Here is a 26,492-nt window from a genome sequence, read left to right as displayed (position 1 = left end):
TCATTCTCCACTCTCAGCCGGCTCCAAATATACCACCTCTGAGGCACGCACCATGCCGTTGAGGTCAATCACGGGCTCCTGCCCACTTCGAGGAAGCTCTAGCTCCAATCCTTTGGCCATGAGGTCACGACCACTGGCATGGTAACTTTCACAGGCATCTTCATAAGATACTTTGTATATGGTATCCTCCTTGAGCCCGTGCACGGGTATCACACGACTGGCCGTACTACCGCCTAGTCGGAATACGAAGATGACTGCGGAGTCCGTCAGCTCATCATACGAGCCGATGGCGTCCCAGCCGTCCCATCCATGCCCCACTCTCTCCAAAGGTTGTGGCTCTAGTAGATGTAGCACCTTGCCACGAGCTACTCGTCGCCGGATGCGCTTATACAGGGATATTTGACGTAGGAGGGATCTCCACTCCGAGGACCCCTCCTGTAGGAGGTGGATGTGAGTCATCAGTATCATCGGGCCGCCGAAGAGATGACTGCGATACTCATAATCTCCTAACCATTTGCCTACATAGTGACCTGGTATAGGTTGGTCACACACATAATGAGCCAAGTAGCGCGGGGGCAGTACATGCGAGATACGCCAGGTATGTATGCGCTCGTAGAGTGCTCCGGCAGCATCAGCGCCTATGGACGTCACATGTTGCTGCACCATCTTAAATGTAGGCAGACTCAGACCATTGTCACAGTGTTCGATAAGTACATGTGGTCGCAGCTGGCGTAGCCTATCCATGATCCAGTCAAAACCCTCAACTACCGTCATGTAGTCGTTGGTTGCGTGTAGATGTTGAACCTGAGGATTGCATGCCCCCCAGAGGTAGTGGTCTGTTAGGAAGTAGTCGATTTTGTTCTCATCAATGATCTCAAGCAACTTGCCAAGCATCCAATTACGTGTTGCGGGGTTGCCAAGTGTAACCGCAAATACCTCTCCTTCCCTGTTGTAAGCCCACTGACCGGGACCATTGACCCATTCCGGGTGTTGTTGGTACATGCTCGATAGTGATGAGACGTTGCCGAAGCTAAGGTGGATCCCAAATAGCATTCCCTTGGCGTGCGCGGCCTCTGCCAATGGCGCCAGTCCCCGTGGGAACTTATCTTTCAGTGGCAACCAATCAGGATCTTCCCACCCGAAGTCTACCACGAACAACTCTACACCCAAGTGGTGGCAGATATCTAAGCATCGGAGCACAGACTCCTCATCGATGTCGGTACCATACCCCCAGCTGTTGAAAGCCACGTAAGGGAACTTTTCATCTTCCACTTGCCGGGCAATTACCTCCTCCACATACCGTTGGCACCGGTGAGCCAGCTCGTCCAAGTCTCCATCGGCGAGACCAACGAAGCCAGCAGGACCTTTAAGAGTTTCCCAAGGTTCAAGTCTATATTCGGGACGCAGGTAGCACTCGACCCATACTGCGCCGTCGCCGTATACATCACCAAACTCGCAAATGGCTTCGGCATTCGACTCCCATCCAAAGTAAATTCCCGGTCCTATATCTGGTGTTATCAATCCTAACCATGTGGCCTCCTTCCTATACCCTGAGTGAACAGCCTCCTTCACTCCAGGGCCTAGCTCAATCCACCGCCATGTATGCCAGTCAGCCCATCTGCCTTCCCGAGACCGTTCCCGACCTAACCCACAGTATGCCCTGAGACGTCTACTTGGTGCTCTAAGCACGTAGGTAAACACCGGTAAGCGCTCGATCACGATTGGATAATCAGAGGTATTTGTCAGCTCAAACCACTGTCGTAACACTGCATGGTTAGGATGACATCTGAGGCACCAAGTTACCTTCAACGGAGCATCAGCGGGCGAGAAGTTGATCGCAGCCACATCAGTGCCGTCATACAAGTTAGCCGTATTGATCTGCCCTACCAACCGCTCACATCTCAAGGGAACCAGCACGTTCTGTCCACTGGTGGCTCCGCCCCTGTACTCTAGCTCGTACAGGGGGGAGCTTATTGATGTATCTAGCCAGCTCTGGCTAGGATCAGCATTACTTGGCCGAAGGCTGCTACAGATCACTTCTCCCCGCTCACTAATATGCCATTCGACATAGATGAGGCCATTATCCATCTTCAGAGAGCCTGTTACCTCATCGAACACAATCATTACACTACCCCTCCGTTAGTGTGACGTGGATTGGCCCCTAGGTTACAGGAGCTTGTTAGCCTTCTCATCGATGGTCTTGGCCGCTTGCTCAGGCGTAATCTTGTTGTTCCATAGCTGATCCAACACCGGCCCAAAAACCTCGAACACTATCTGTTGGTTGTTGGCCGTGTAGACATCTCCCAGCTTAGCCTCTGAGGATGTCACAGCATCTAGCACCAGTCGATAGCCCTCCGGCTGCCCTTCTAAGGATTCCTTGGAGAGTCTGGCGGAGTTGAGGATCGGTATCCAGTCGTGCTGCTTGGCCATCGTCATCTGGAAGTCCGTGGACGACCATTTGGCCCACTCGAACGCTGCCTCTGGCACCTTGGACTTCTTAGATATCACCCATCCTCCCAACCAGTATGGAACAACACGCTTACCCTGCCATGTTGGCCAAGGGACCATGCCCCACTCAAAAGAGGCCTGCAACAGCGGAGACATATCCCAGCTACCACCAAAAAACATTGCAGTCCTACCAGCCTGGAAAGGCCCTACGTTTTGAGAGATGCTAGCGCGCTGGGCAGCGTTCGGTGCTACCTTATCCTTCCATATCAGGTCCTGGACAAACTGCATAGCTTTGATGTTGGCAGGATCCTGCAGATTGAATCTCGTAGGCTCCACTATTTTGTCAAAGAACGCTGAGCCCTGATCCCAGGACAGCACCTGTAACCCCCACCATACCTGTAACACTCCAGGATCCACACCCCACTGTACGACCTTACTGCCCTGCCTTATAGTAAGCTTGTGGGCGGCTGCTAGGAAATCATCCCATGTCCAGCGCTCGTCTGGATACTTTATTCCAGCCTGATCAAACATCTTGCGATTGTAGTACAATGCGACTGTCTGGATGTTTTCAGGCACAGCATACATATGGCTACCGTCCAGCCTCCAGACATCGAACAGCTGGGTAGGGTATTTGTCCTTGTCGAATAACCCTGCCTTGTCCAGATAGGGTTGAACATCGATGATCATCCCCTTCTTATAGTGACCGTATGCCTGCACATCCCAGAAGTAAACATCGTACGGTTTGTTAGCCGAATAGGCCAATGGAATCTTCTGCCAGTACTGATCATAGGGAAGGAGTTGGAAGTTAGCTCTATAACTATCCTTGTGAGCGTCATTGAACATCTGCGCACGTTGCTTGAAGTTCTTATCCGTCGTCGGCGATACCTGCCACATCAACGCAGAGAACTCTTCCAAAGCTGACTTGGTAGGAGCAGAAGAGGAGTTATTATTTGAGACACTACTGCCACAAGCTCCTATCGCGCCTACCGCGGCAGCAGCCCCTAACATTTTGATAAAATTCCTGCGGCTCAGGGTTCTACTTGGCATAGATGTTTTCCTCCTGTGTTGTATTTTGGGGTTATAGACTACAGAGATGCATGAACTCTAAAGTCATCTAAATCACCTTCCTCCCCAACAAGCTCCCACTCTAGCCCTTGAGTCCTGTCATAACTATGCCCCGCACGAAGTAACGCTGGGCAAGCAGGAACAATGCTATAGGCGGGATTATCGCCAGAGTCGTGGCAGCCATTAACAGATGCATCTGAGGACCTATCCTAGGGGAACCCTGAAACTGGGAAAGCGCCACGGCTATTGTCCACTTCGACTCGTCAGTGAGGTAGATGAGCGGACCGAAGAAATCGTTGTAGGTCCAAATAAATGTGAAGAGCGCCACCGTCGCTAGGGCTGGTGTCGTGAGCGGGAGCATGATACTCCACCAGATGCGGTAGTAGCTAGCACCATCCATCTTGGCGGCGTCCTCCAGTTCCCTTGGGATAGTCCGATAGAACTGACGTAGGAGGAAGATAAAATAAGCATTGCCGAAGAACGCAGGTACAATGAGGGGTTTGAAGGTGTTGATCCACCCCAGCTTGTTGAAACCTAGGTAAGTGGGGACCAGCGTTACGGTAGATGGTAGCATCATGGTTGCCAATAATCCTAGGAAGATCAGATCCCTACCTGGTGCCCTTAGACGTGCAAAACCGTAAGCACTAAAGGAGCAGGATAAGATCGTGCCAGCCATTACAGAGAAGACGATGATAAAAGTATTGCGAGCATAGGCAAGGAAGGGGACCAAGTCCAGCACCTCGCGAAAATTCTGGAATTGCGGGGGGCTTGGTATCCATACTGGGGGGAATATGTAGGTCTGGTTGGCGGGCTTGAGTGCCGTGGACAACATCCAGAAGAATGGTATCAGGATGACCACTGCCCCTAGTGCCAGCACCAATATGGATACAGTAGTCAGCACCACCTCGCGGTGAGTTACCCAAGCCCAGCGCATTTCCCGGTAGCGCGCACTCAAATTCATCCCTTCTCCTCCTCTGTTTCGTAGAACACCCATAAGGTAGAGGACCTCAAAACCAGTAGTGTTAGTAGCAACACTATCACGAACATTACCCAAGCTATAGCGGAGGCATAGCCCATCTTGAGATACTGGAAGGCATTATTGTATAGGTAAATGGACAGCAACAGTGTGGCATTGTTTGGCCCTCCACCAGTCAGCACGTAGGCTTCCGCGAAAACTTGCAACGATCCTATCACCCCAAGAACCAGGTTGAAGAACGTTACATGGGATATTAGGGGGAGCGTCACGTGGCGGAACTTACCCCAGGCACCTGCACCGTCGATCTCGGCTGCCTCGTACAGCTCTACAGGGATACCCTGCAGACCAGCTAGGTAGATCAGCATAGTGCCTCCTACCCCCCAGAGGCTGGTGATTATGAGTGCTGGTAGTGCCCACCTCTCGCTCGTCAGCCATTCTGGTCCTTGTATCCCTAGCTTGCCAAGGATCAAATTGATAATGCCGTAATCTGCGTTGAACATCCAGCGCCACAACATTGCCACCGCTACGCCTGAGATGACGGTTGGAAGGTAGTATACCGTGCGGAAAAGGTAGACCCCTCGAAACCGCCTGTTGAGCAGCACGGCCAGCAGCAATGCCAGCGCCAGGTTAGCTGGCACGCTGACTGCCGAGTATATCGACGTGACCTTCAGCGCCTGCCAGAACAGATCGTCGTGTATTAGATCCTGGTAGTTTCTTAAACCTATCCAGCTGGGCGAGGAGACCACGTCGTACTGCGTGAAGCTCAGCAATAGAGAAGCTACCATGGGGCCTAATGAGAAGAGCAACAATCCGAGTACTGCTGGTGCCATGAAGATGTAGCAATGGAGCACCTCTCGCTGCCAGAGCCCAAGGCGCCGCGGACGCACAGCCAGCGTCCGCGAGGACGCCCATACACCTATTCTAACGCTCCTCCCCACTCATTGACCTCCTAGCTACTTTCATGTGGTGTACCGACTGCCTGGTTACGAGCCTCGTCCCATCTCACAACGCCCTCGTCACTGTGATATCCCAGTCGTGTCGAGAGTTCGGATGCACCCTCGAGCACGAGGCGCAACAGATCACGGCAACGATCCGCCGTGAAGTTGACTCGAGGCACGGAGATGCTCATAGCTGCTACCATCTGACAATCAGCATCGTAAACGGGCGCAGCCACGCAGCACAGCCCCACAGTAGACTCCTCGTAGTCCAGCGCATAGCCCCTTGCCTTGGTCTCGGCCAACTCTCGATAGAAAACCTTTGGGTCAGTTATAGTATTGGGAGTGAGCTTGGGCAGTGTTTCACTCGGCGGATAGCGCTTCTTAAGCTCGTCAGCACTCAAGCCAGACAACAACATTTTTCCTACAGCTGTACCATGGGCTGGAAATCGCTTGCCGACTGCTGAGACCATCCTGATCAGATTGTTCCCCTCCTCCTTGGCCACGTAGATGACGTCCCTGCCATCTAGTGTAGCCAGGTGCGTGGTCTCCCCACATAATCTAGATATACGGCGAATTATCTCCTGTCCTTCTCTTATAAGGTCCACGCTGCGCATGTAGGCACTGCCAAGCTCGAAAGTCCTTGGCCCCAGGCGATAGGTGCCTGCTTGGAACCCCGGGGAGAGATACCCCCTGCTCATCAGGGTCCTGAGCAGCGCGTGCGTGCTGCTCTTCGGCATCGATAGGGCGTTGCAGATCTGTGTGAGCGTTAGCCCATCCTCGTGCTCAGCGAGCAGCTCCAGGATGTCCAATGCTCGTGCAGCTGATTTCACTTGTCCAACGAATCGATCTGTTTTCACTATTATGAACCTTGTTCTTGACAATGAACTCAGTAGCCTTATAATAGCATTCATCAACACAGCTGTCAACGCTCTTGGGAGGGATTGTAGTGAGCAACATCCATCCTTTCGACCTACAGGCACGAGCGCGATTGGGTGCCCGCGCTCTCATAGATCTGACGGATCCATCTATGGATGGGCTCATGTACTTTCTAGCATCATGGCGATCCCGCCCTCCACGCGCCGACCACTGTCTGTGGGATTGCGGTGATGGCACAGGCAGACATGTGGATGCCCTGACACTAGCTCATATTATGGCCGGAGGGGAGACCGAGGAAGCTGAGCATCTTCTAGAAGAATGGATGTTCCGACTAATTGGACCGAATAACTTATCTTGGTTACCGCTAGAACCCTGGGCTGAGCCTTGGGGCAAGGGGCTACTGGCCATCGATTGGCAGGAGGGGCAGCGAGCAGCCGAAGTTAGCTGGGCGCAGAGGGGCACCCTGATGGGACTGACGACCAGGTTTTTAGCTACGGGCGACGAGCGCTATCTAGAGGCAGCGCGCCGCTTGGTGGATGGGCTTCTTGCGATAGCCATACACACGCCCCACGGGCTGTTCTTCCCAGAAGGATATTACAGGGAGGGTGGATGGCAATTCCGCGAGGTTGGTCTATGCCCAGGCATCGAGGAGTACAACGCTGCTGCGATAGTACCGGCTATCAGACTGTACGAGGCGACGGGATACGAGCCCGCATTGGAGCTAGCTCACGGGCTTGCCAAGTTGGCTCTGTATCACACCAGCGGGTATCTCCCTGATGGTCAGTGGCGATTTCCAGCAGGAGAGCTAGAAGGTCATTTCCACACACGATCTAACTTCATCCTAGGCGTGCTCAAGTTGGGTCTGGTGCTCGGACATCGCGAGTACGTTGCGTGGGCTAGACAAAGCTATGAACATGCTAAGAGTTGGGGGACCGAGTTTGGGTGGTTTCCTGAGGGGTTGGGACATTGTCATGGTGAGATCTGCTGCATCACCGACATGATCGAGATAGCGCTGTTGCTTGGCCAGCACGTGGATCGCCGCTACTATGCTGATGCTGAGCGTTTCGGCCGCAACCATCTGTTGGAGAGCCAGCTACTATCCCTAGAGAGATTCAGGGCAGCGGTCGAGGCACTACCTCCCAGTGACGAAGCACCTCCGTTGGAAGGGCGCTACTCTCGCTTCGAGGGTGTTGTCGAGAGCCAGGTGGGTGGCTTCGCCTCCAGACCAACACTCAACGACGCGTTCTACCCCGAGGCCGCGGCACTTATGCAGTGCTGCAACGCTGCAGGCGTACGTGGCCTCTACGACCTCTGGAAGCATTCGATAGAGAAAACCACAGCAGGGTCGCAGGTGAATCTGCGCTTCAGCGTGGAGACCCCAGCTCTACGTGTCTTGAGCCATGAACCTTCACAAGGTCGCTTAGATATTCTTAGCTACCAACATCAGGATGTGGAGGTGCGGTTGCCAGAGGGCGTTTCGGAGGCATTGGCTGCATTCGAGGATGGTAGATTAGCTGAATTGAGATCTCACGACGGTTATGTACGGTTTTCTCTAATGGAGATGCAGCAAGCAAAACTGTACTATCCACTGCCTCAAAAGGTGGTATGCTACGAGGTTGGTAGTGATGCTAGACGGGCATGGTGCGTCTGCTACTGGCATGGAGAGGCAGTAATGCGGGTTGAGCCAAAGGGCGTCTTCTACCCACTTTATAATCGGCCTTCGGAGCTGACAGCGGCAGAACCTTCGCCAGCTTGGAAAGACCCCATCGAATCGCTATAGGTGATGTTGGCCTGATGGACTTGCTGCTTGTCCAATAGCTCATGTAAACATCTAGCCCTTTATGCCTGTGAACACTATCCCACGGATGAACAGACGCTGGGCAACAAAGAATACCAGCAGCACTGGGATCGTGGCAATGAACGAGGCTGCCATCAGGAGATGCATCTGCGGCCCCACCCTGGCACTGCCCTGGAAGTTGGCAACTCCCAAGGCTACAGTGTACATGTCCTCGGAGTTGATATAAATCAAGGGGGTAAAGAAGTCATTCCAGGAACCAATGAAAGCGAATATAGCTACAGTGATCAGTGCGGGCTTGGAGAGAGGCAGCATGACCCTCAGGAATATCTGTAGGCTGTTGGCGCCATCGATACGCGCAGCATCCTCCAGTTCCAAAGGTATAGTCATAAAGAACTGACGCATGAGGAAAATGAAGAAGGCATTGCCGAAGAACGCGGGCACGATCAGGGGTTTGAAGGTGTTGATCCACCCCAGCTTCTGAAACACGATGAACGTTGGAACTATCGTCACAGCGCCTGGCAGCATCAAAGTAGACAGAAGTACCATGAATATTAGATGCCGCCCTGGCGAGCGTAGGCGCGCGAAGCTATAGGCCGCCATCGAGGATGACAGAACGCTGCCTACAACCGTGAGCCCAGATACAATGGTGCTGTTGAGCAGATAGCGTCCGAAGGGTACTGCAATGAATACCTCAGCGTAGTTTCCCCATTGTGGTGGAGAGGGAATCCACCTGGGAGGCAAGAGATAGACGTCCATTGGCCTCTTTAATGATGTAGAGACCATCCATGCTAGAGGGATCATTATCACGCAGGCTCCCAGTAGAATGATCAAGAGAGAGAGGCCCGTTTCAATGCGCCTACGCCAAACACGTGTGGACAATCTTTCCTTCGCAGACAACATGACCTGTAGCTGCGATACCCTGGCCATCACCTACCCCTCCTCTCGCCCTCATAGTACACCCACATCGGAGTGGTTCTAAACACCGCGATAGTGAGCAGCAGGACCAGCATGAACAACGTCCAGGCCAGTGCCGAGGCGTATCCCATCTTGAAGTAGTTGAATGCATTGCGGTAGAGGTAAAGCATGTAGAAGAGCGTAGCATTCTCGGGCCCGCCTCCAGTTAGCACATAAGCCTCAGTGAAGTACTGGAATGAGCCTATTAACCCTATGACGAGATTGTATAAGATAACAGGCGAGAGCATCGGTAGGGTAATGTACCAGAACTTAGCAAATCTTCCACCCCCATCTATTTCTACCGCCTCGTACAGCTCTGTTGGTATACTCTGCAGTCCCGAGAGATAGATCAACATGCTCCCTCCAATGCCCCACAAACCCATGATGATCAGTGAGGGAAGTGCCCAGGTGGTACTCCCCAACCAATCTGGACCCTGGATACCTAGATACCCAAGCAGCACATTGAGCAGTCCGAACTCGGGATTAAACAGCCAACGCCATAGGATCGCCACTGCCACTCCCGAGATAACCGACGGCAGGAGGTACACCGTGCGCCAAAGAGCTATAGCTGGTACCCTCTGGTTCATCAAGACCGCCACGGCAAGAGCGAGAATGAGCCCAAGCGGAAGTCCAACCCCTGCATAGATAGTGGTAACCTTCAGCGACTGCCAGAAGAATGGATCGTGGAGCATCTGTAGATAGTTGTCTAATCCCACCCATTTGGGAGACGAGAGCAGGTCATAGTCGGTGAAGCTGAGAACGAACGAGGCGAGCATCGGGAACAGAGTAAACAGCAGGAATCCAAGCACCGCCGGCGCCATGAACATATATCCTTCCAACGCCTCACGACGCCTCAGCGACATTCTAATACTGACAAGTTGGATACCAGCTCTCCTGCTCCCAACCATCTTTGTTTCCCATAGCCTTAGGCCGACTGCAGGAGCTTGTTACCTTCAGTCTCCACGATCTGGGCGAACTCCTGCGGCGTCATCTTGTTCCTGATGAACTTATCCCAATTAGGGTTCCATACCTTGTCCATCATCTCCTGTTGGTTAGGGTTCTGGATGTCTGCGGGCCTGGCGTGCTCTAGGGACTTAACCCACACCTCGCCGTTTGGGGGCATGCCTGGTTGACGAAGGAATGTAGGGGAGAAGGCAACGTCCAACCTGGCAGGCACCTGGATCAGCTGCTTAGCTATCAGCTCCTGCGCCTCCTTGCTGGCAGCGAACCAACGGACATATTCCCAACACAGATCGGGGTTCTTCGTCTTGGCATTGATCTGCATGGGAGTTCCTGGCCAGAATGCCCCGATGAAACCCTTCGGCCCCTTGGGGATCATCTGCACATCCCAGTGGAAGGCCTTGATCTGCTTACGCGATTGTATCCCCCAGCCGCCATCGAGTAACATGGCTACCTTGCCGCTTTCAAAGGAGCCTGCCTCCCCCAGAGCGCTGGCCTGCTCTGGAGTGGGAGCTACCTTGTGCTTGTACATTAGATCTTGGATAAACTGCAATACCTTGATGACTGGTGGGTTATTCAGTGTGAGCCTGCTATAGAACGGGCGCTTGTCGACTATATCCCCACCCTCCATCCACACCAGGTTGGCCCATCCCCAATAAGCTGCCAGGATGCCAAGGGATGTGCCAAACTGCACTACTTTGTCCCCTTTGCGGACCGTGAGCTCCTTGGCAGCATCAACAAAATCGTCCCAAGTCCAGTCGGCACTGGGGTACTTGATGCCCGCCTTGTCGAACAGATCTTTGTTATAGTATAGTAGATGCGTATCCGCACCAGAGTACATACCATAGATGCGACCAGTCCCAAAGCGATAAATGTCCCAACCAGCTTGTATGAATTTAGAGCCGTCAAGGAGTATAGGATCGGTCTCCACACGGGACGTTAGATCCAGGAGTCGCCCCTCCTTAAAAAGCCTATATGTGATATCTGTTGTGGTAATGATGTCCGGACCTGTACCTGTAGCTAGCAAGATCTTGAGCTTCGTGGTGTACTGATCACCTGGTGGCAGCGTAAGCTTGATGTTTGTGCCCGGATGAGATTTCATGAACGCCGCCGCCATGTCCTTGAAGTACTGTATGCTGGCAGGTCCCCAGTTATAGTAGGAGAACTCGACCTGTCCAGTTACTTTACCCTGACCAATGGTCGTGGTAGGCACCACATTACTAGCACTAGTAGGCACAGCGGTTGGGAATACACTGATAGGCGTCGCAGGCACTGTAGGGGCTGGCGCCGTGCTGGGGGCAACCGTAGGAGTGACGCCTGTGGTGCCAGCGCCCCCACAGGCGTACAGCGGGGTAGTTACAGCAACCACACCTACCATCCTTAGGAAACGCCTTCGACTCATGCGGCCTCTACCCATGGCACCCCACTCCTTTGTTCATATATGCGAACATAGTTCTATTAATAGAACCTGGTGATCTTATGTTAATACGCGACCTACAACCTGTCAACTAGTGGCCGGAAATCAGAGGGGTCTAACAAGCCCTTCATACCTATCAAACACTATTGGTGGACGTGCTTGCTGCCTGGCAGCGATCTCCAATGCTTCCTCTCCAAGATCTTTCCCTACCCACAACACGAACTCGAAGGTGTGTGGGCCCTGGTCTGTGTGTTCATCCCGACCTCCATATACTTCAGGGTCCTGTCCCATCCAAGCCATCCTCGGGCTGCGCAGCAGTGTCCACTGCCATCTACTATCGTCCAGGCTTAGGCTGTAGGCATCTTGAGTAACTATTGCCAACTGTCTCCCATTAAGGTCCACCATAGACCATCCCTGCACTGGCCATTCGACAGCACTACAGGTGCGTTCCACCCAGCCTCCAGCTTGACCGTCCCTCCAACGCTGCACATTGGAAGCTAGCCATAACGGCATCTGCAGCATTCTGTATCGTTCGGCAAACAATACTTCAAGCTTGATATGGAGTTTAGGGTCACCACGATGTAGACTGAGTGTCCAACGCACGCGCGACTCCCCTAGCCTTCCCTCTGCTCGTAGCCGGGCACGCAGCGGACCCTGCTCCTCCACCACCCATGTTCGAACCATAAACTCCGACTCCACAGGCTCGTCAAACCTGTCTGTGTGGAAGGTCCATGTGTCCGTATGGTCGGTACGCAGGTGTAGCCCTATGCCCTCTAGGAGCAACTTGTCCTCACTCCATAGAGCTTCGACTCCCCTCTCTCCCACCTCTACACGTAAGTGAGTGTTCTCCAGAACCGTATCTGAGACGTGTAGGTCAGTGGTAACGTTTCTAGTAGGATTAGGATCTTGGCGCACCAGTAACTGCAACGCTGACATCGCTCCTACCTCTGCTGGGAACAGAATGCGAGTCGTTCCTGGAGCATCTGGCTGCACCACCTGGTGGTCCACGGAGTTGCCGTCGAGATCGCTCACCCAACGATCATCCCAGCTTCTGAAGTCCAACCACGGTTCAGCCTCAATATATCCTCGCCAAGGTGCAGGGTCAGGATTCATTACTACCAACTGGTGCTCATTGACCGCTGGCAGATGCCGATGAGCCCAGCGCCTAGTAGCCTCAACCATCACCTCCTCCCCTGAGATCTGGGCCCTACCCTGTATAGCCCGCACTGAATCCCAGCTCCGGGGAGCAGCCGTTCCAGCTAACACATCGTGAAACTCCGTTAGTAGTAGGTCCTCCCACGCCTGGTTTAGTCTCTCATGGAGCGCAACCGCTTGCTGTGGTTCATCCACGAAGGCCCGCACCGCGTCCTCGGCCTGGACTAACAGATGTTCTGCCCGCCGTTGCCTCTGCTTGATATCGTGCATCACGCTGTAGCAGCCGGGGAATGTATGTTGTAACTCCTCTGTTACTATTGGCAACCGATCGCGCTGGTCATATATTGCCTCGAAGAATGCCTGAGGCGTGCTGAAACGTAGCTCGATGCCTTCCCAGGCATGGTAGTGGTCTAGTATATACTCGATCTGGGCTTTGGTAGGTCCACCACCATGGTTGCCCACTCCAAAGAAACACATCGTGTGACCTAGTTCGCCTGAAGCCTCCACTGCCATCATGATCCGCTCATACAGATCCTCATAATAATAGGTGTACGAGGGTACAATCCTAAATCCCAGCACCTCACCCCCCTTGGGACCTCGCCATCTAAATGTTTGTGCAGGCAGAGGCAGCTGTTCTGGGCTGGGGCGATGAAACACGAAGCCTATGTAACCTTCCTCAGCCAAGATGTCAGGCAGAGTCAGGGGGTGACCAAACGAGTCCACTTGGTATGCAACTTGCGGCACAACTCCAAACTTTTCTCGGAAGTACGCGCGGCCGTGTCTGAGCTGGCGTCTCCAGCCGAATTCTGTAGGTAGGTTCGAGTCCGGCTGCACGAACTGGCCACCAGTCACATGCCACTGCCCGATGCTCACGAGTCGCCTTATTCGCTCAAATAGCTGAGGGTCTAGCTTCTCCACCCAACGGTATATCCAGGCCTCACCACGCGTGAAGATGAACTCTGGGTACTCATCACACCGGTCTGCGGCAGAGCGACAGGTGGCTAGTGCCTCATCCACCCCAACCTGCCAAGGCCAAAGCCACACTGGATCTATGTGTGCATTACCGATCATGTGCACGACAGTCATCTCCTCTCCCTCCTAGTTTTTGACTTGAGTCTTGCTTAGGGTATTGACAACGTTAGCATAACGTTCTAAGATAGTCAACAACTTGACCGATAAAGAGCCAACAGGTTGTCGGGAGATACCCAAGTGGTCGTGACACAAAGGAGGTGGTCCGCACGGCGAGCTTCATCAAGAAATTCGACAGAGTGGACTATAGACACAATGCACCATGGAGGTAAGACAATGCAGGATCATCACATCAGCCGCAGACGGTTCGTGCAGATAGTGAGTATAACCACGCTCCTGACGGCATTGGAGGCTTGTGGTAGAGGTGGCACTGGAACCACCCCCACAACCACGGGAGTCTCCCCTTCTCCTTCCCCCACGGGCGCTATGAGGCCTCCGTCGCCCTCTCCCACAGCGGCGAGCTCACCCTCACCGTCCCCTACAGCTATCAGTTCTCCCTCCCCATCGCCTACAGCTGTCGTGGCCACGCCTACCACAGCACTGGGAGAGGGAACACAGGGTTCAATAGGACTACCTAAGCAGATAGCTGGGGGTAAAACCGTATCCATTCGGGTGGAGAACACGCCGCGTCCGGAGGACCGTGCAGCCTTCCAGCTTTGGAAAGATAAAATAGGCAGGTTCAACAAGCTGTACCCAAATGTCAAGATAGTCAGTGATACCTATGCCTGGGACCCATCGACCTTCCCCGCTAGGATACAAGGAGGCACAGCCGGTGATCTCTGGTTGGTACCTTTTACTGAAGTCCAGAAGCTGATTAGCCAAAAGGTTGTAGCCGATATCACCGATCTGATGCAGAGCTGGCAGTACTTTAAGGATTGGAACCCTGGGATGCTCAAGATCGTGACCGGCCTGGATGGTCGCATATATGGGATACCAGCCGGAGGCTACGTTATGGGACTGGTTTATAACCGGGCACTCTATAAGCAGGCCGGACTCGACCCTGAAAAGCCTCCCAGGACCTGGGACGAGCTAGCAACCTATGCCCAGAAGCTAACAAATAGGAGCAAGAACCAAGCTGGCTTTGCAGTGCTGACCACCGGCAACCAGGGGGGGTGGCAGTTGTTGAACTTTGTTTGGCAGGCTGGTGGGGACTTCGAGAGGCAGGTCAATGGTAAGTGGCAAGCAGTGTTTGACTCCCCTCAGGCTGCCCGTGCACTGCAGTTTTACCATGACTTGCGATGGAGATACGACGTGCTGCCGCGCAACACGCTGCTGAAGGCGGACGATATTTTCCCTATGCTGGCTTCAGAGCAGCTGGCGATGGCGATCTTCTCCCCTGGCTGGATCGACATAGTTGTGAGCCAGCACGGAGGCAAGCTGGAAGACTTTGGCATGGCGCCCCTACCTGCTGGTCCTGCGGGTCGTGCGGAGCAAACAGGTGGTGCGGTTCGTTTCATCAACGCTAAGAGTAGCCCTGAGGCAAGAGAGGCGGCCTTCTGGTTCGCTATATGGGAGGAGTTTGATCTCAATGAGGTGCTGTTTAACACCCAGGCAGCGGCGATGGCAGGTAAGCTCGTGGGACTGCCCGATATACCGCTAATGCGCGGGGAGTACCAGCGCAAGCTCCAACAGATCATTAGTCGGTACACGAACGTGCCCACACAGAACTATAGGCTATACATTCAGGAAGCCGGCAGGTACGCTCGACCCGAGCCGCCAATAGAAGCTCAGGCGCTGTACGCTCTGCTGGACCCTGTAGTGCAGGCAGTACTAACGGATAGGAATGCCGCCCCTGCAACGCTGCTTAGTCGCGCTGCTCGGGAGTTCCAGACCAGATTCCTGGACAAGGCTTCGTAGAGGGGAGCTGACATGCGCACTGCAAGGGCCGACTCGAGATCGATAGTGCGAGGGATGGCGTGGGTGCACTTCAGGAGGAAGCTGCTAGAGCAGATGATAGCCTACGCTTTCCTATTCCCGGCGCTGCTAGTGTTCGCGCTTTTCAGTTGGTACCCGATAGCAAAAGGCTTCACAGTAGCTTTGCAGCAAGTTACGCTTGGTGGGGATGCGAGGTGGGTAGGATTGGAGAACTTCAGGTACGTGTTAAGCGATCCTCTCCTGCCGATCGCCTGGCGGAATACCTTGTACTTTGCTGGATTGGGATTGGTGATAGGATTCTTTGTGCCCGTGGTACTGGCTATACTTGTCAACGAGGTGCGCCGTGGTCAGGCGCTGTTCAGGGTGGGGTTCTACCTACCATCGATCATGCCATTAGTAGTAGTCGTGCTACTATGGAAGTGGATCTACGACCCAGGCAACGGGTTGCTCAATGGCCTGCTCCAACAGCTTGGGCTACCACAACTGGGCTGGTATCAGGATCCCAAGCTGGCAATGCCAAGCTTGGTTATTATGTCCACTTGGACCTATGCGGGCGCGACCACTCTGATCTACCTGGCGGCCCTGCAAGGTATCCCAGCTTACTTATACGAGGCTGCCGAGATCGATGGGGCTACGGTGCTGCAGCGAATGCGGTATATCACGCTGCCCCAGCTGCGCGGCGTGATGCTGATCATGCTGATCCTACAGATAATTGGCACTATGCAGGTGTTCACGGAGCCTTTCGTCATGACTGGAGGAGGACCAAACAACGCTACGCTCACTGTGATGTTGCTGATCTATCAGTATGCCTTCGCATACTCCAATTTCGGAGCGGCTACGGCCCTGGGGCTGATGTTGTTTGTTGTGCTTGTGGCTTTCTCGATCGTGTACTTCGCGCTGACACGCAAGTTGCAGCAGCCATAAAATCAGGGGGATAAGTCATGGCCATACCCATAGGAAAGCCCGCACCATTGGTGGAAGAGGTAAGCACCAGAGCGGAAGCACAGGAACGCTCACTAATCTCGCAGATGGATCTACGCACTTGGCGCTACAGGCTGTTGTATGCTATGATCCTGCTGGTGCTCTCCATAGCACTTGTGACAGCCATCTTTCCCTTGTACTGGATGTTCACGAACGCCTTCAAGCCCACAGCAGAGATCTACAGGTTTCCGCCCAGTCTGCTGCCCAGATCTTGGGATCCAGCTAACTTTCGACTGATTTGGCAGGTGTTCCCTTTCCCCAAATACTTCAAAAACACCTTGATTATCGCCCTCGGCACACTGTTGCTCCAAATCTCCGTGAGCAGCATGGCAGGATACGCGCTCTCCAAGCTGCGGCCCGCCTTCGGCCGCGTGGTACTGTTGGCCTTCCTAAGTACGCTTATGGTACCTAGTGTGGCGTATCTCATCCCGCAGTTCCTGAACATAAGGTCTCTGCCTATCCTGCACATAAGCCTCTTCAATTCCTATTGGGCTATTTGGCTACCTGCTGCGGCTAGCGCATTCAACATCTTCTTGTTTAAGGGTTTTTTCGACGACATACCGGATGAGCTGGTAGAGGCAGCGCGTGTTGATGGCGCTTCCGCTCTGCAGATATTCCTGCGGATAGTCCTGCCCCTCTCCAGGCCGGTACTTGCAGTTGTGGCCATCTTCACCTTCACAGGTTCTTGGAACGACTTTCTGTGGCCTTTGCTCGTTATCCAGGATCCCAACAAGCAGCCGATTTCAGTAGCACTCTACTACTTGAACACCTCCAATGTGCAATGGAACGCGATGATGGCGGGCCTACTCATCACCGCCTTACCTCCAATCATGGCTGCGCTGATTTTCCAAAGACAGCTGGTAAGAGGCATAGCATTCACTGGATTGAAGGGTTGAAGGAGAGACAAGTGCCACACCTCAATGATAATCCCATTTCAAGCCCGGATGATGATATAAGATACACCATACCCCCAGACGTTGAAATTAATATGATAACTTATATAATTAAAAATTTATTACATGTGTTAACGTATTATATTGATCAAGGGGTGTGTCATGGCTAGAAGGGCGGCTTACGGATTGAAGCTTACGCGCAGAAGGTTCCTTGAGCTGGGAGCTGGTTGCCTAGGCGTGCTCGGCCTCGGCAGGCTAAGAGGTATAAGGCCGTGTGCCCATCAGACTATAGCATATGCCGAAGAGGACTCCATTAGCCTAACTATAGACACAGGACATCTAGGCAACGTTTTCCTGGAGGGTGAGGAGGTCTTGCTGAGAGCCATCATGAGGGTTCAGGAGGGGCTAGAAGGCAACTACACTCTTCGGTACGACGTACGGGACGCTCGCAACCGGAGCGTGCTACGAGGAACCGAGGAGGTCACTCTGTCAAAGGGGGTGGATATAAGCCAAGTCCTGCGTATGGGCAACACGAGGCACGGATACTACTCGGCAACTTTTGAGCTATTGTCTGACACTGAGGTAGTGGTCTCGGCCGCCACCTCCCTGGCAGTCGTTCCACCACCTCTATCAGGGATACAGCCCTCATCTCCTTGGGGGATCGGGGGAGGAGGCGCGTTCATTGGCATCCGCTTTGATGAACTGGAGGCACGCCAGAGGTTGCAGCTCGTGCACCAGGCAGGCATAGCCTTTACACGCGAGGAGATATTCTGGGACAGTGTTGAGCCCAGCCAGGGCGAGTTCCACTGGGAGGTATTCGATCCGGCAGTGATGAGCGCCCGCCAACAGGGCGTACTCATGCTTGGTTTGCTGGACTACTTTGCTTCCTGGTCTGTGCCTTATGGTTACGGTGGACAAGAGGGTAATGTGGATTTCGATACGGCAGTGGCCAATTATGCTAACTATGTGTACCAGGTGGTAAGTCGCTACAAGCCTGGAGGTTTGCTCGCGCAACAGGCGGACTGGACCGATGGCTATGGCATACAGTACTGGGAAGTCTGGAACGAGCCCCCAACTTTCTGGTTTGGCACCGCTGAGCAGTTTGGGCTGCTTGTAAGGGCAGCTGCCGATGCTATCCGCAGAGCAGACCCAAGTGCGACAGTTGTTGTTTCCAGCGGCGGCCCAAGCTTCGATGCAACTGCAATTGCTGTGGCTGGCATTGACTCTTACGATGCGCTGGCAATCCACCTATATCCTGGTCCCACGGGGCCCGAGACCGGCGGTTTCGTGCAGAGCGTCCGAGATACGCGCAAATTCCTAGATGAGCACGGAGGAAAGAGCGTAGCTATCTGGATCACTGAGATGGGATGGGACACCTACGGTGGAGTCTCTGAGTGGGAGCAAGCCAGTTACATAGTCCGGACCAACACACAAACGGTCGCCGCAGGCTCGTCACGCAATCTGGTGTTCACATTCAACTATGGCTCGGAGCCTCCTGGCTGGGGTATAGTGCATCCCAACCTAACCCCAAAACCAGCTTACGCAGCCTACGCCACTCTTACCCACCTGCTAGGAAGTGCACAGCAATACGGAGAAGTGCCCATGGGCTCCGCGATCCGCGCCTACGTGTTCGAGATAGAAGATGGATCAGTTGCAGTGCTTTGGAGCGTTGCCGAGGCTGGCGAGATCGCGCTTGGGGCTCCAAACTCATTGACCGCGTACGACATGATGCATGCGCCAGTAGGAGAGCACAGTAACAATAAGCTCGTTGTCCCGCTAGAGGGTGGGCCTACCTTTGTCACTGGCGAGGGTGTATTAGGAGCTCAAATGCGGAGTATATTGGCTCAGGGCGTCGTCAGTGGCATCACCCCACTGGGGCTGGAGATAGCAGGACTAGACGATCTGCCGACCAACCTTCCTACTCTGCGGGTAACTGTGACCAACAGAATCAATCTAGTTCAGGAGGGCATCGTGCAACTGTCACTGCCTGAAGGTTGGCAGGTGGAGAATGCGTCGCTTCCGTTCGGGCCCCTTGATCCAGGCCAGAGCATCACTCTTATCTATCGCCTGCAGAAGGTGGTGACAAATAGTGCTAATGCCTACCCGGTTACCGCCAAAGCCACTACCAGTGATGGGAGGGAGGTGTCGACCACCAGGCGACTCTTCGCGACGGCAGCAGTGCGCGGTAAACCCGTGATCAATGGTGCTCTCTCCGACTGGGGCCCAGCCCTCCCTGTCATGTTGGACTCTCCAGACCAGGTTGTCGGCTTGCCGAATTGGTCTCCCGAGGACCTATCTGCTGAAGTTCGGGTGATGTGGGATGATGAGCACCTCTTCTTCGCTGCCCGCGTGACGGATGACGTGTTCAGTCAACACAACACTGACGGCAATATCTGGATGGGTGACAGTATCCAGCTGTTCTTTGATCCCCTTGATGACGGAGGCACTAGTCCTCAGCCCGACGATCAGGAGTGGGGCATCGCGCTCACCTCTGATGGTCCCCAAGTGTACCGCTGGAGAGGTGATCAGGCCCCAGGACTAGTGGAGACAGCAGAGTTAGTCGCTAAACGTGGTGCGAGAGGGAACATAATCTATGAACTGGCCATACCCCTATCGGAGCTAGCGCCGCTGGAACCTCGAAACGGAACACGAATGGGCTTCACATTCCTAGTCAATGAGGACGACGGCAGCGGTCGTGAGGGCTGGATGGCGCTCACCCCTGGCGTGGGCAATGCCTGGAACCCATCGCTCTTTGCTACATGGTGGTTCGTAGATGCTATTAGCAAGGCTGCGATGCGCATCGAACGTCGCGCTGGACGCCAGCAGGAAGAATCGATCGTTTTCGAGCTACCTCAGCGTTCGGCGAGGCTTGTAGTGCATAACCATGGTATGAGGGCGATCGAGTTGGGCGTCAACGGTAGCAGACTCATGCTAGTTGCTGGGACTAGCGAGCACAGCAGCCACCACATAGCGCTGTGGGATGACACTGCCTTAGACCTTAGCCCGTATGTGCTGCAGGGTCGCAACACCCTGATAGCCAAGCCCCTAGGCAGACCAGAAGGCTGGGCAGTGCTGGAGGTGTACTAATGGAAGGTGGGCACGTGATTAGAAGATCTGTGGCCAGATGGAGGCTGACGCGAAGGCAATTCCTGAGGCTGATTGCTGGAGTGTTGGCCGTACTAGGCATGAGTGTTGGGATTAGCAGCGCACGTAGATCCAAAGAAGTGATTGTAGATACGCGTTCAATGCTCGGAAGGTTCAATCGAGCACTGCTGAGCATCACAGGTTACGCCCAGCTAAAGGTGTCTGCCCAGGCAATAGCTCAGGATACATTTGCTCTACTCAACCCAAATGGCTTCCAACAGCGCATTGAGACTATGATCGATCAAGTGTCGCCCCAGCCCGGGGCGTTCTATCCAGACAGGATGTTCCGCTTCGTAGATAACACTGATGATGCCTACTTCCATGAGGTCATTGACAAAGGAATGGAGCCTGTGTTGCTCTGCGCTTACAATACACCATGGATATCACCCACGGGAGCTACTAACCAACCTCCCACCGATCCACAGGAGTGGGCGAACATAGTTGCCCAGATAGTTGAGCACTATAACGGCAGCGGCAGAGATCCCCAATATAGACTGAGAGTGAGATACATCGAGGTGTGGAATGAGCCTAACCTAGAGCAGTTCTGGATGGGCACGGACGAGGAATACTTCGAGCTCTTCCGGACCACAGCGCGCACCATTCACACACGCTTCCCAGGGGTAATGGTGGGTGGTCCCGTGTACTCGCCTGGGGATCCAGATTACTACGACTATGGTCGTAGATTTATTGACGCAGTAGGGGAGGATATGGACTTCTTTGTGTACCACTCCTATGGAGACTCCGTCGACAAAATAGTCTCAGATGTTCTGCTGTGGCACGACTACATCGCTTCACATACCTCCAAACGCCGGCCCAAACTCATGGTCACTGAGTCGGAGCAGTTCATCTCCGACGACGCAGCTAAGATTCAGTACCTTCTGGATAGGCAGTTCGCGCTGATGGAGCACGCAGACATCTTGCTTGGCTGGCACCAGTTCTGTCTGTACGAGTATGAGGAGGGCTCTTATACCTTTGGGTTGATCCACGGTGACGGTTCGGTGTTCGCCCGCAACTATTGGCCATACTGGATACTACGCGATGCTTCCGGTAGAAGACTGAGGACAACCTCCGCTGACGATCCTGCCAAGTACTTAGCCACCCGCTCAGAGGATGGTCTAGAGGTCAACCTGGTATGCTGGTTGCCAGAGGATGCTCCAGAGGAGGACGTGCACATTACTTTCCTTCTGCCCCGCGACAGGATACGCAGAGTAATGACTATCTCGCGGCTGCGCGGCACGAGAGGAGAGGTGGTGGACGCTCGCACTGTGTCCGGCAGGGTTAGCTGCGCAAGCTATGTCACAAGACTACTTCCTGGCGATGCGCTCTCCATAAAGTTGGAAGACGCTTCCAAGGCGCGTGCTCCCTGGCTGGGGCTCGAGACCTCGGAAGTTGAGCTGCCGCTCCATGGCAGCTTTGAGGCAACAGCTACTCTGCTCAACTCTACCCCCACCCCCATCAGCGGCTCGCTTTCTCTAGAGGGACTGCCATCCGAATGGCAGGTGGAGATGGTAGCTGGAAGCACATTCTTCCAAGGAGTACTCACTGGCGATAGTGTCCGGACAACTTGGCGCATTCACGCGAACTCAGTTACTGATGGGGCCTTAGCGTTCTACGCCCAGGCCAGGCTGCACGAAGGTGAGACCATACACTCCATACCGGTGCGAGTGCAAGTGCTTCGCCCGGTAAAGATCTTGTCAGTACCGGACTACAGCTACTTTGCACCTGGGGAGACACGCAAGTTCACTCTTAGTCTCACTAACAACATTGATGGCAAGGTCAGCGGTACAATTGCGCTCGAGGGGCCGGCTGGATGGACGACCTCAGACCCCCAGGTGCTGGTGCTGGAGCCCAACCAGGTACAGGAGTACGACTTCACGCTGACGGCGCCAATAGATGTAGCACTTGGTACCACCGTGGCCTATGCACGAGCGACAATTAATGCGGATACCTACACTCAACCAATTAGGATCGTGGTCAAGCAGTATGACCCCAAGCGACCCAGCGTGATAGTAGATCTCTCTTCCTACTATAACGGAGACGGCTTCTCGTACGACAGCAATCCAGGAGACGGCGACTTAGACCACTCCGCCTTCTCGCTACCAGCAGACACCTTTCCAGGAGGGCAGCAGGCACGCTACATGGGTGTGCTCTTTCAGATGCCAGACGTGGCTGACGGCTTCGACAATGAGGTAGTACCTGTCGGCCAGCTGATAGAGGTGCCAGAGGGCATCTACAACGCGATCGGGATCTTAGCGAACGCAACCAACGGGGCACATAGCGGCACGTTTACTCTTATCTATGCCAACGGACAGCGGAACACTGTATCGCTATCAGTAAGCGATTGGTGTACAGGTGCTGAGCATGATGAGGAGCCCGTGATCTGGTTCGATCACCGACACAGCTCTTCTGGGGATACCACACCCTCCTGTTACATATACTACCTAGAGATACCAGTGGATTCAAGCAACAGGCTAACCTATCTTGGTCTGCCCAGCGAGCCAAACCTACACATATTCGCGATCTCCGGTGTGAGTACTGAAAGTGGCTAGCTTTCTATATGGTAGAAGAAAGATGGTAGAAGAAAGGAGGTGAACATGAACTACACACCTAGACTCAACAGGCTATTCGCCCCAGACGGCAGGTGCTTCGATGTTGCGATAGATCATGGGCTTTTCAACGAGGTGTCCTTACTCGAAGGTATTATGGATATGCGGACTGCGGTTCACACCATAGTGGAGGCCGGCCCCGATGCCATTCAGCTTTCCGTTGGGCAGGCTAGGCTGCTAGGTGACATCCCGAGCAGAAACAAGCCAGCTCTCGTGCTACGCGTCGACGTCGCTAATGTGTACGGGAAGTCTTTACCTCGCCACCTGTTCAGTCAGTTGATAGAGTCCCCTGTAGAACAGGCTTTACGACTAGATGCAGCCTGCGTGGTGGTCAACATTCTTCAACTACCCGGCCAGCCTGAACTATACCATGAGTGCCTGCGCAACGTAGCCCGGCTGCAGCCCGAGTGCGAGCGTTACGGTATGCCCTTAATGGTGGAGCCGCTAGTAATGCGCCCCAACAATGCCGGTAGCTACATGTGGGACGGGGATCCGGAGAAGATAGTCCCACTGGTAAGACAGGCAGTGGAGCTAGGTGCAAACATTATCAAGGCAGATCCTACTGAGGATCCATCGGATTATAAGCACGTCGTACAAGCCGCCGGCGACGTGCCGGTGCTTGTAAGGGGTGGCGGTAAGGTGCTAGAAGAGGAGATTTTCAGGCGTACCCACACACTGCTGCAACAGGGAGCACGCGGGATAGTCTACGGACGTAACGTCATCCAGCACACCTATCCCAAAGCCATGGTGCGGGCCCTCATGATGATCGTTCACGATGATGCCAGCCCTGAACAAGTAATACTGGCGCTGCGGGAGTTCGAACATGCCACGGCGTAGAATTGGTTTCGGAATCATTGGTGCAGGACTCATGGGTAGGGAGTTTGCTATCGCATGTGCCCGATGGCCAGCACTGCTAGATCTGGATATAGTGCCCGAGCTGGTGGCGGTGTGCGATGTCAATCCAGCTGTTTTGCCCTGGTACACTGATAACTTTTCATCCATTCGATTAGCTACCAAGAATCACTACCAACTACTGGAGAGGACTGATGTTGAGGCGGTGTACTGTGCCGTGCCCCATAACCTGCACGCTGAGCTGTACGTAGATGTGATTGAGGCGGGCAAACATCTCTTGGGTGAGAAGCCCTTTGGTATGGACTTGCCTGCGTACGAGCGCATCATGCGCGCTGTACGAGCTCATCCAGAGGTGCTCGTGCGGGTATCTTCTGAGTTCCCATTCTACCCAGGAGCACAGCGAATCGTGCAAGCTGTCCAAGAAGGGAGGTTGGGAAAGCTTATCGAGGTCCGTGCAGGCTTCCTACACTCCAGCGACCTAGACCCAAACAAGCCAATCAATTGGAAACGAGTCGCGGCAATTAACGGTGCATATGGATGTATGGGTGACCTTGGAATGCACGTAGTACATTTGCCCGCCAGGTTTGGATGGATACCACGGAATGTACGGGCCATTCTATCTAAGATCGTTACGGAGAGACCTGATAAGGATGGTAAGATGGTGCCCTGTGACACCTGGGATAATGCATTACTCATCACGGAGGTAGAAGGAGAGGACGGAACCTTCCCAATGACCCTGGAGACAAAGCGTATTTCCCCTGGAGACACTAATACATGGTACCTGGAAGTATTGGGCACGCGGGGAGCAGTTGGTTTCAGCACAAAGCATCCTAGGACATTGCGAGTGCTGGAGTACCAGCCAGGAGGTGAACAAGCCTGGCGTACTTTGGACTTAGGCTACGAGAGCGTCTATCGGACCATCACCGGAAGCATATTCGAGTTTGGATTGCCGGATGCTATCCTACAAATGTGGGCAGCGTTTGTGGACGAGCTAGCACATGGCGAAGCGATGATCGGGAACTTCAAATGCGCCACGCCAGAGGAAGCAGGAATGAGCCATAGATTGTTCACGGCGGCTCTCGAGTCATCAGAAGCTGCCTCTGTAGTGCCCCTCTCAACGGAGGTGGGTGAGTTATGAGCAGCGCGGAAGTCGTAGTGGTAGGGCATATTTGCCTAGATGTTATCCTGCGATGGCCCCCGGAATCCGAACTAGAAGTCACACCAGGGACTATCAAGAGCGTAGGCCCAGCAGATATCTCCACTGGGGGGTGCGTACCGAACACAGGCATAGCACTTGGGAAGCTCGGAGTTAACACCCTCCTACTAGGCAGGATAGGAGATGACGAAATCGGTAATCTGATAAAGGAGCTGTTGGGGCGATTGAGCGAGCGCTCAACATGCAACCTGCTCATCGCAGCTGGTGAATATTCTTCCTACAGCGTGATCCTCAGCCCCCCAGGGATCGACAGAGTGGTACTACACTATCCAGGCACTAACGACACTTTTAGCAGCAGGGACGTACCCATGGAAGCACTAGTAGATGCTAGTATTCTACACTTCGGCTATCCCCCAATCATGAGGATGATGTACTCTGATGGAGGTGCTGAGCTCGAGCAACTACTGAAAAAAGCAAAGATGGCTGGAGTGACCACATCCTTGGACATGGCCTACCCAGATCCAAACTCTCCTGCTGGCCGTGCCAACTGGCAAGAGATACTTACTAGGATCCTACCGTGGGTGGATGTGTTCGCTCCGAGTATAGTCGAAGTGCTAGCCATGCTGGGTCATAATACTCAAAAGGTCGATGCCGAGCTTGTGGTAAACATTGGGAATAGACTCCTCGCGATGGGGCCAGCAGTGGTAGCACTCAAGCTTGGTGAAAATGGTCTGTACCTACGCACCGGATCCATCGATAGGCTGATGACTGCCGGCCGGGGCATCCCCGACGCTAAGGTTTGGGCAGAGAGGGAGCTCTGGTGTAACGCATTCCAGGCCGAGGTTGTGGGCACTACTGGTGCGGGTGATGCTACAGTAGCCGGACTGCTGACAGCGCTGTTGAGAGGCATAGGCCCCAAGGAGGCCATCGCTATAGCCTGTGCGGTAGGAGCCTCGAGCGTGGAGTCACAGGACGCTACAAGCGGGATACCTAGCTGGGATACTTTAAGGGCCCGGATGGATTCGGGATGGGCTAGACGACTCCAGCAGCCTGGACCAGATTGGTCCCAGGCCCATCCCCCTGGTATATGGGTGGGCCCTAGGGATAAAGATCGATGAAAAATAACTTGCAAGGAGGAAAGAGGATGCTAACGGAGAGGGAGTACAAGGAAGCGCAGGAGAGGGCGGCGAGGATGCTGGAGGAGGCGGGCATAGTGCTCACGCCCCAGGAGAGAGCTCATATCGAGGTGGCCGACTTCGGGCTGGGAGAGCTGGAGCACACGGGTTTGCAGCTGGTGACCTACATCAACACCCAGAGGGTGTGTGCCAAGGAGCTGGTGCTCTTCCCCCACCAGACCTGTCCCGAGCAC

19 protein-coding genes are annotated in these 26,492 nt (G+C 54.0%); 10 read left to right on the top strand and 9 right to left on the bottom strand.

What is annotated here, in order from left to right:
• From N2245_RS00605 to N2245_RS00585, 5 genes are all read right to left on the bottom strand, one after another.
• Positions 1–2,124 carry a glycoside hydrolase family 36 protein gene (locus tag N2245_RS00605; protein WP_494534794.1) on the bottom strand — a complete coding sequence of 708 codons (2,124 nt, stop codon included), beginning with the start codon at positions 2,122–2,124 and terminating at the stop codon, positions 1–3.
• 42 nt (positions 2,125–2,166) lie between these two features.
• Positions 2,167–3,495 carry an ABC transporter substrate-binding protein gene (locus tag N2245_RS00600; RefSeq protein WP_494534793.1) on the bottom strand — a complete coding sequence of 443 codons (1,329 nt, stop codon included), beginning with the start codon at positions 3,493–3,495 and terminating at the stop codon, positions 2,167–2,169.
• A gap of 100 nt (positions 3,496–3,595) precedes the next feature.
• A complete protein-coding gene (locus tag N2245_RS00595) occupies positions 3,596–4,474 on the bottom strand; it encodes a carbohydrate ABC transporter permease (protein WP_494534792.1) in 879 nt (292 codons plus the stop codon).
• Positions 4,471–5,427 carry a carbohydrate ABC transporter permease gene (locus tag N2245_RS00590; RefSeq protein WP_494534791.1) on the bottom strand — a complete coding sequence of 319 codons (957 nt, stop codon included), beginning with the start codon at positions 5,425–5,427 and terminating at the stop codon, positions 4,471–4,473. The genes N2245_RS00595 and N2245_RS00590 overlap by 4 nt, the downstream gene beginning before the upstream one ends.
• An 11-nt stretch (positions 5,428–5,438) precedes the next feature.
• Entirely contained in the window at positions 5,439–6,284 is an 846-nt protein-coding gene (locus N2245_RS00585) for an IclR family transcriptional regulator (RefSeq protein WP_494534790.1), read from the bottom strand.
• Between the two features lie 89 nt (positions 6,285–6,373).
• Between N2245_RS00585 and N2245_RS00580 the strand changes: the two genes are divergently transcribed.
• On the top strand, positions 6,374–8,083 hold the full coding sequence (locus N2245_RS00580; protein ID WP_494534789.1) for a hypothetical protein: 1,710 nt from the start codon (positions 6,374–6,376) through the stop codon (positions 8,081–8,083).
• A 51-nt stretch (positions 8,084–8,134) separates the two neighbouring features.
• On the opposite strand, the gene N2245_RS00575 is transcribed toward N2245_RS00580, so the two are convergent.
• From N2245_RS00575 to N2245_RS00560, 4 genes are all read right to left on the bottom strand, one after another.
• A complete protein-coding gene (locus N2245_RS00575; protein WP_494534788.1) occupies positions 8,135–9,028 on the bottom strand; it encodes a carbohydrate ABC transporter permease in 894 nt (297 codons plus the stop codon).
• A complete protein-coding gene (locus tag N2245_RS00570) occupies positions 9,028–9,963 on the bottom strand; it encodes a carbohydrate ABC transporter permease (RefSeq protein ID WP_494534787.1) in 936 nt (311 codons plus the stop codon). Before N2245_RS00570 ends, N2245_RS00575 begins: the two co-directional genes overlap by 1 nt.
• A 17-nt stretch (positions 9,964–9,980) precedes the next feature.
• The gene (locus tag N2245_RS00565) at positions 9,981–11,432 is read right to left on the bottom strand and encodes an ABC transporter substrate-binding protein (protein WP_494534786.1); all 1,452 of its coding nucleotides are present in this window, start codon (positions 11,430–11,432) and stop codon (positions 9,981–9,983) included.
• Positions 11,433–11,537: 105 nt separating this feature from the next.
• Entirely contained in the window at positions 11,538–13,673 is a 2,136-nt protein-coding gene (locus N2245_RS00560; RefSeq protein ID WP_494534785.1) for a glycoside hydrolase family 38 N-terminal domain-containing protein, read from the bottom strand.
• Between the two features lie 219 nt (positions 13,674–13,892).
• On the opposite strand from N2245_RS00560, the gene N2245_RS00555 reads away from it, so the two are divergent.
• From N2245_RS00555 to N2245_RS00515, 9 genes are all read left to right on the top strand, one after another.
• Positions 13,893–15,473 carry an ABC transporter substrate-binding protein gene (locus N2245_RS00555; RefSeq protein WP_494534784.1) on the top strand — a complete coding sequence of 527 codons (1,581 nt, stop codon included), beginning with the start codon at positions 13,893–13,895 and terminating at the stop codon, positions 15,471–15,473.
• 12 nt (positions 15,474–15,485) lie between these two features.
• The gene (locus tag N2245_RS00550) at positions 15,486–16,415 is read left to right on the top strand and encodes a carbohydrate ABC transporter permease (RefSeq protein WP_494534783.1); all 930 of its coding nucleotides are present in this window, start codon (positions 15,486–15,488) and stop codon (positions 16,413–16,415) included.
• A gap of 17 nt (positions 16,416–16,432) precedes the next feature.
• Complete coding sequence (locus tag N2245_RS00545; protein ID WP_494534782.1) at positions 16,433–17,368, top strand: carbohydrate ABC transporter permease; 936 nt, start codon at positions 16,433–16,435, stop codon at positions 17,366–17,368.
• 159 nt (positions 17,369–17,527) lie between these two features.
• Entirely contained in the window at positions 17,528–20,452 is a 2,925-nt protein-coding gene (locus tag N2245_RS00540; protein WP_494534781.1) for a sugar-binding protein, read from the top strand.
• A complete protein-coding gene (locus N2245_RS00535) occupies positions 20,452–23,058 on the top strand; it encodes a beta-sandwich domain-containing protein (protein ID WP_494534780.1) in 2,607 nt (868 codons plus the stop codon). Before N2245_RS00540 ends, N2245_RS00535 begins: the two co-directional genes overlap by 1 nt.
• 45 nt (positions 23,059–23,103) lie before the next feature.
• The gene (locus N2245_RS00530; RefSeq protein ID WP_494534779.1) at positions 23,104–23,952 is read left to right on the top strand and encodes a class I fructose-bisphosphate aldolase; all 849 of its coding nucleotides are present in this window, start codon (positions 23,104–23,106) and stop codon (positions 23,950–23,952) included.
• Positions 23,939–25,105, top strand: a complete 1,167-nt coding sequence (locus tag N2245_RS00525; protein ID WP_494534778.1) for a Gfo/Idh/MocA family protein — start codon at positions 23,939–23,941, stop codon at positions 25,103–25,105. Before N2245_RS00530 ends, N2245_RS00525 begins: the two co-directional genes overlap by 14 nt.
• Complete coding sequence (locus tag N2245_RS00520; RefSeq protein ID WP_494534777.1) at positions 25,102–26,241, top strand: carbohydrate kinase family protein; 1,140 nt, start codon at positions 25,102–25,104, stop codon at positions 26,239–26,241. The genes N2245_RS00525 and N2245_RS00520 overlap by 4 nt, the downstream gene beginning before the upstream one ends.
• A 26-nt stretch (positions 26,242–26,267) precedes the next feature.
• Positions 26,268–26,492, top strand: a 225-nt coding sequence (locus N2245_RS00515; protein WP_494534776.1) for a cupin domain-containing protein, incomplete at its 3' end; no start/stop codon positions are given.

The organism is Thermobaculum sp. T2p (assembly GCF_059335935.1).
This window is presented reverse-complemented; position numbering and strand designations above follow the sequence as displayed.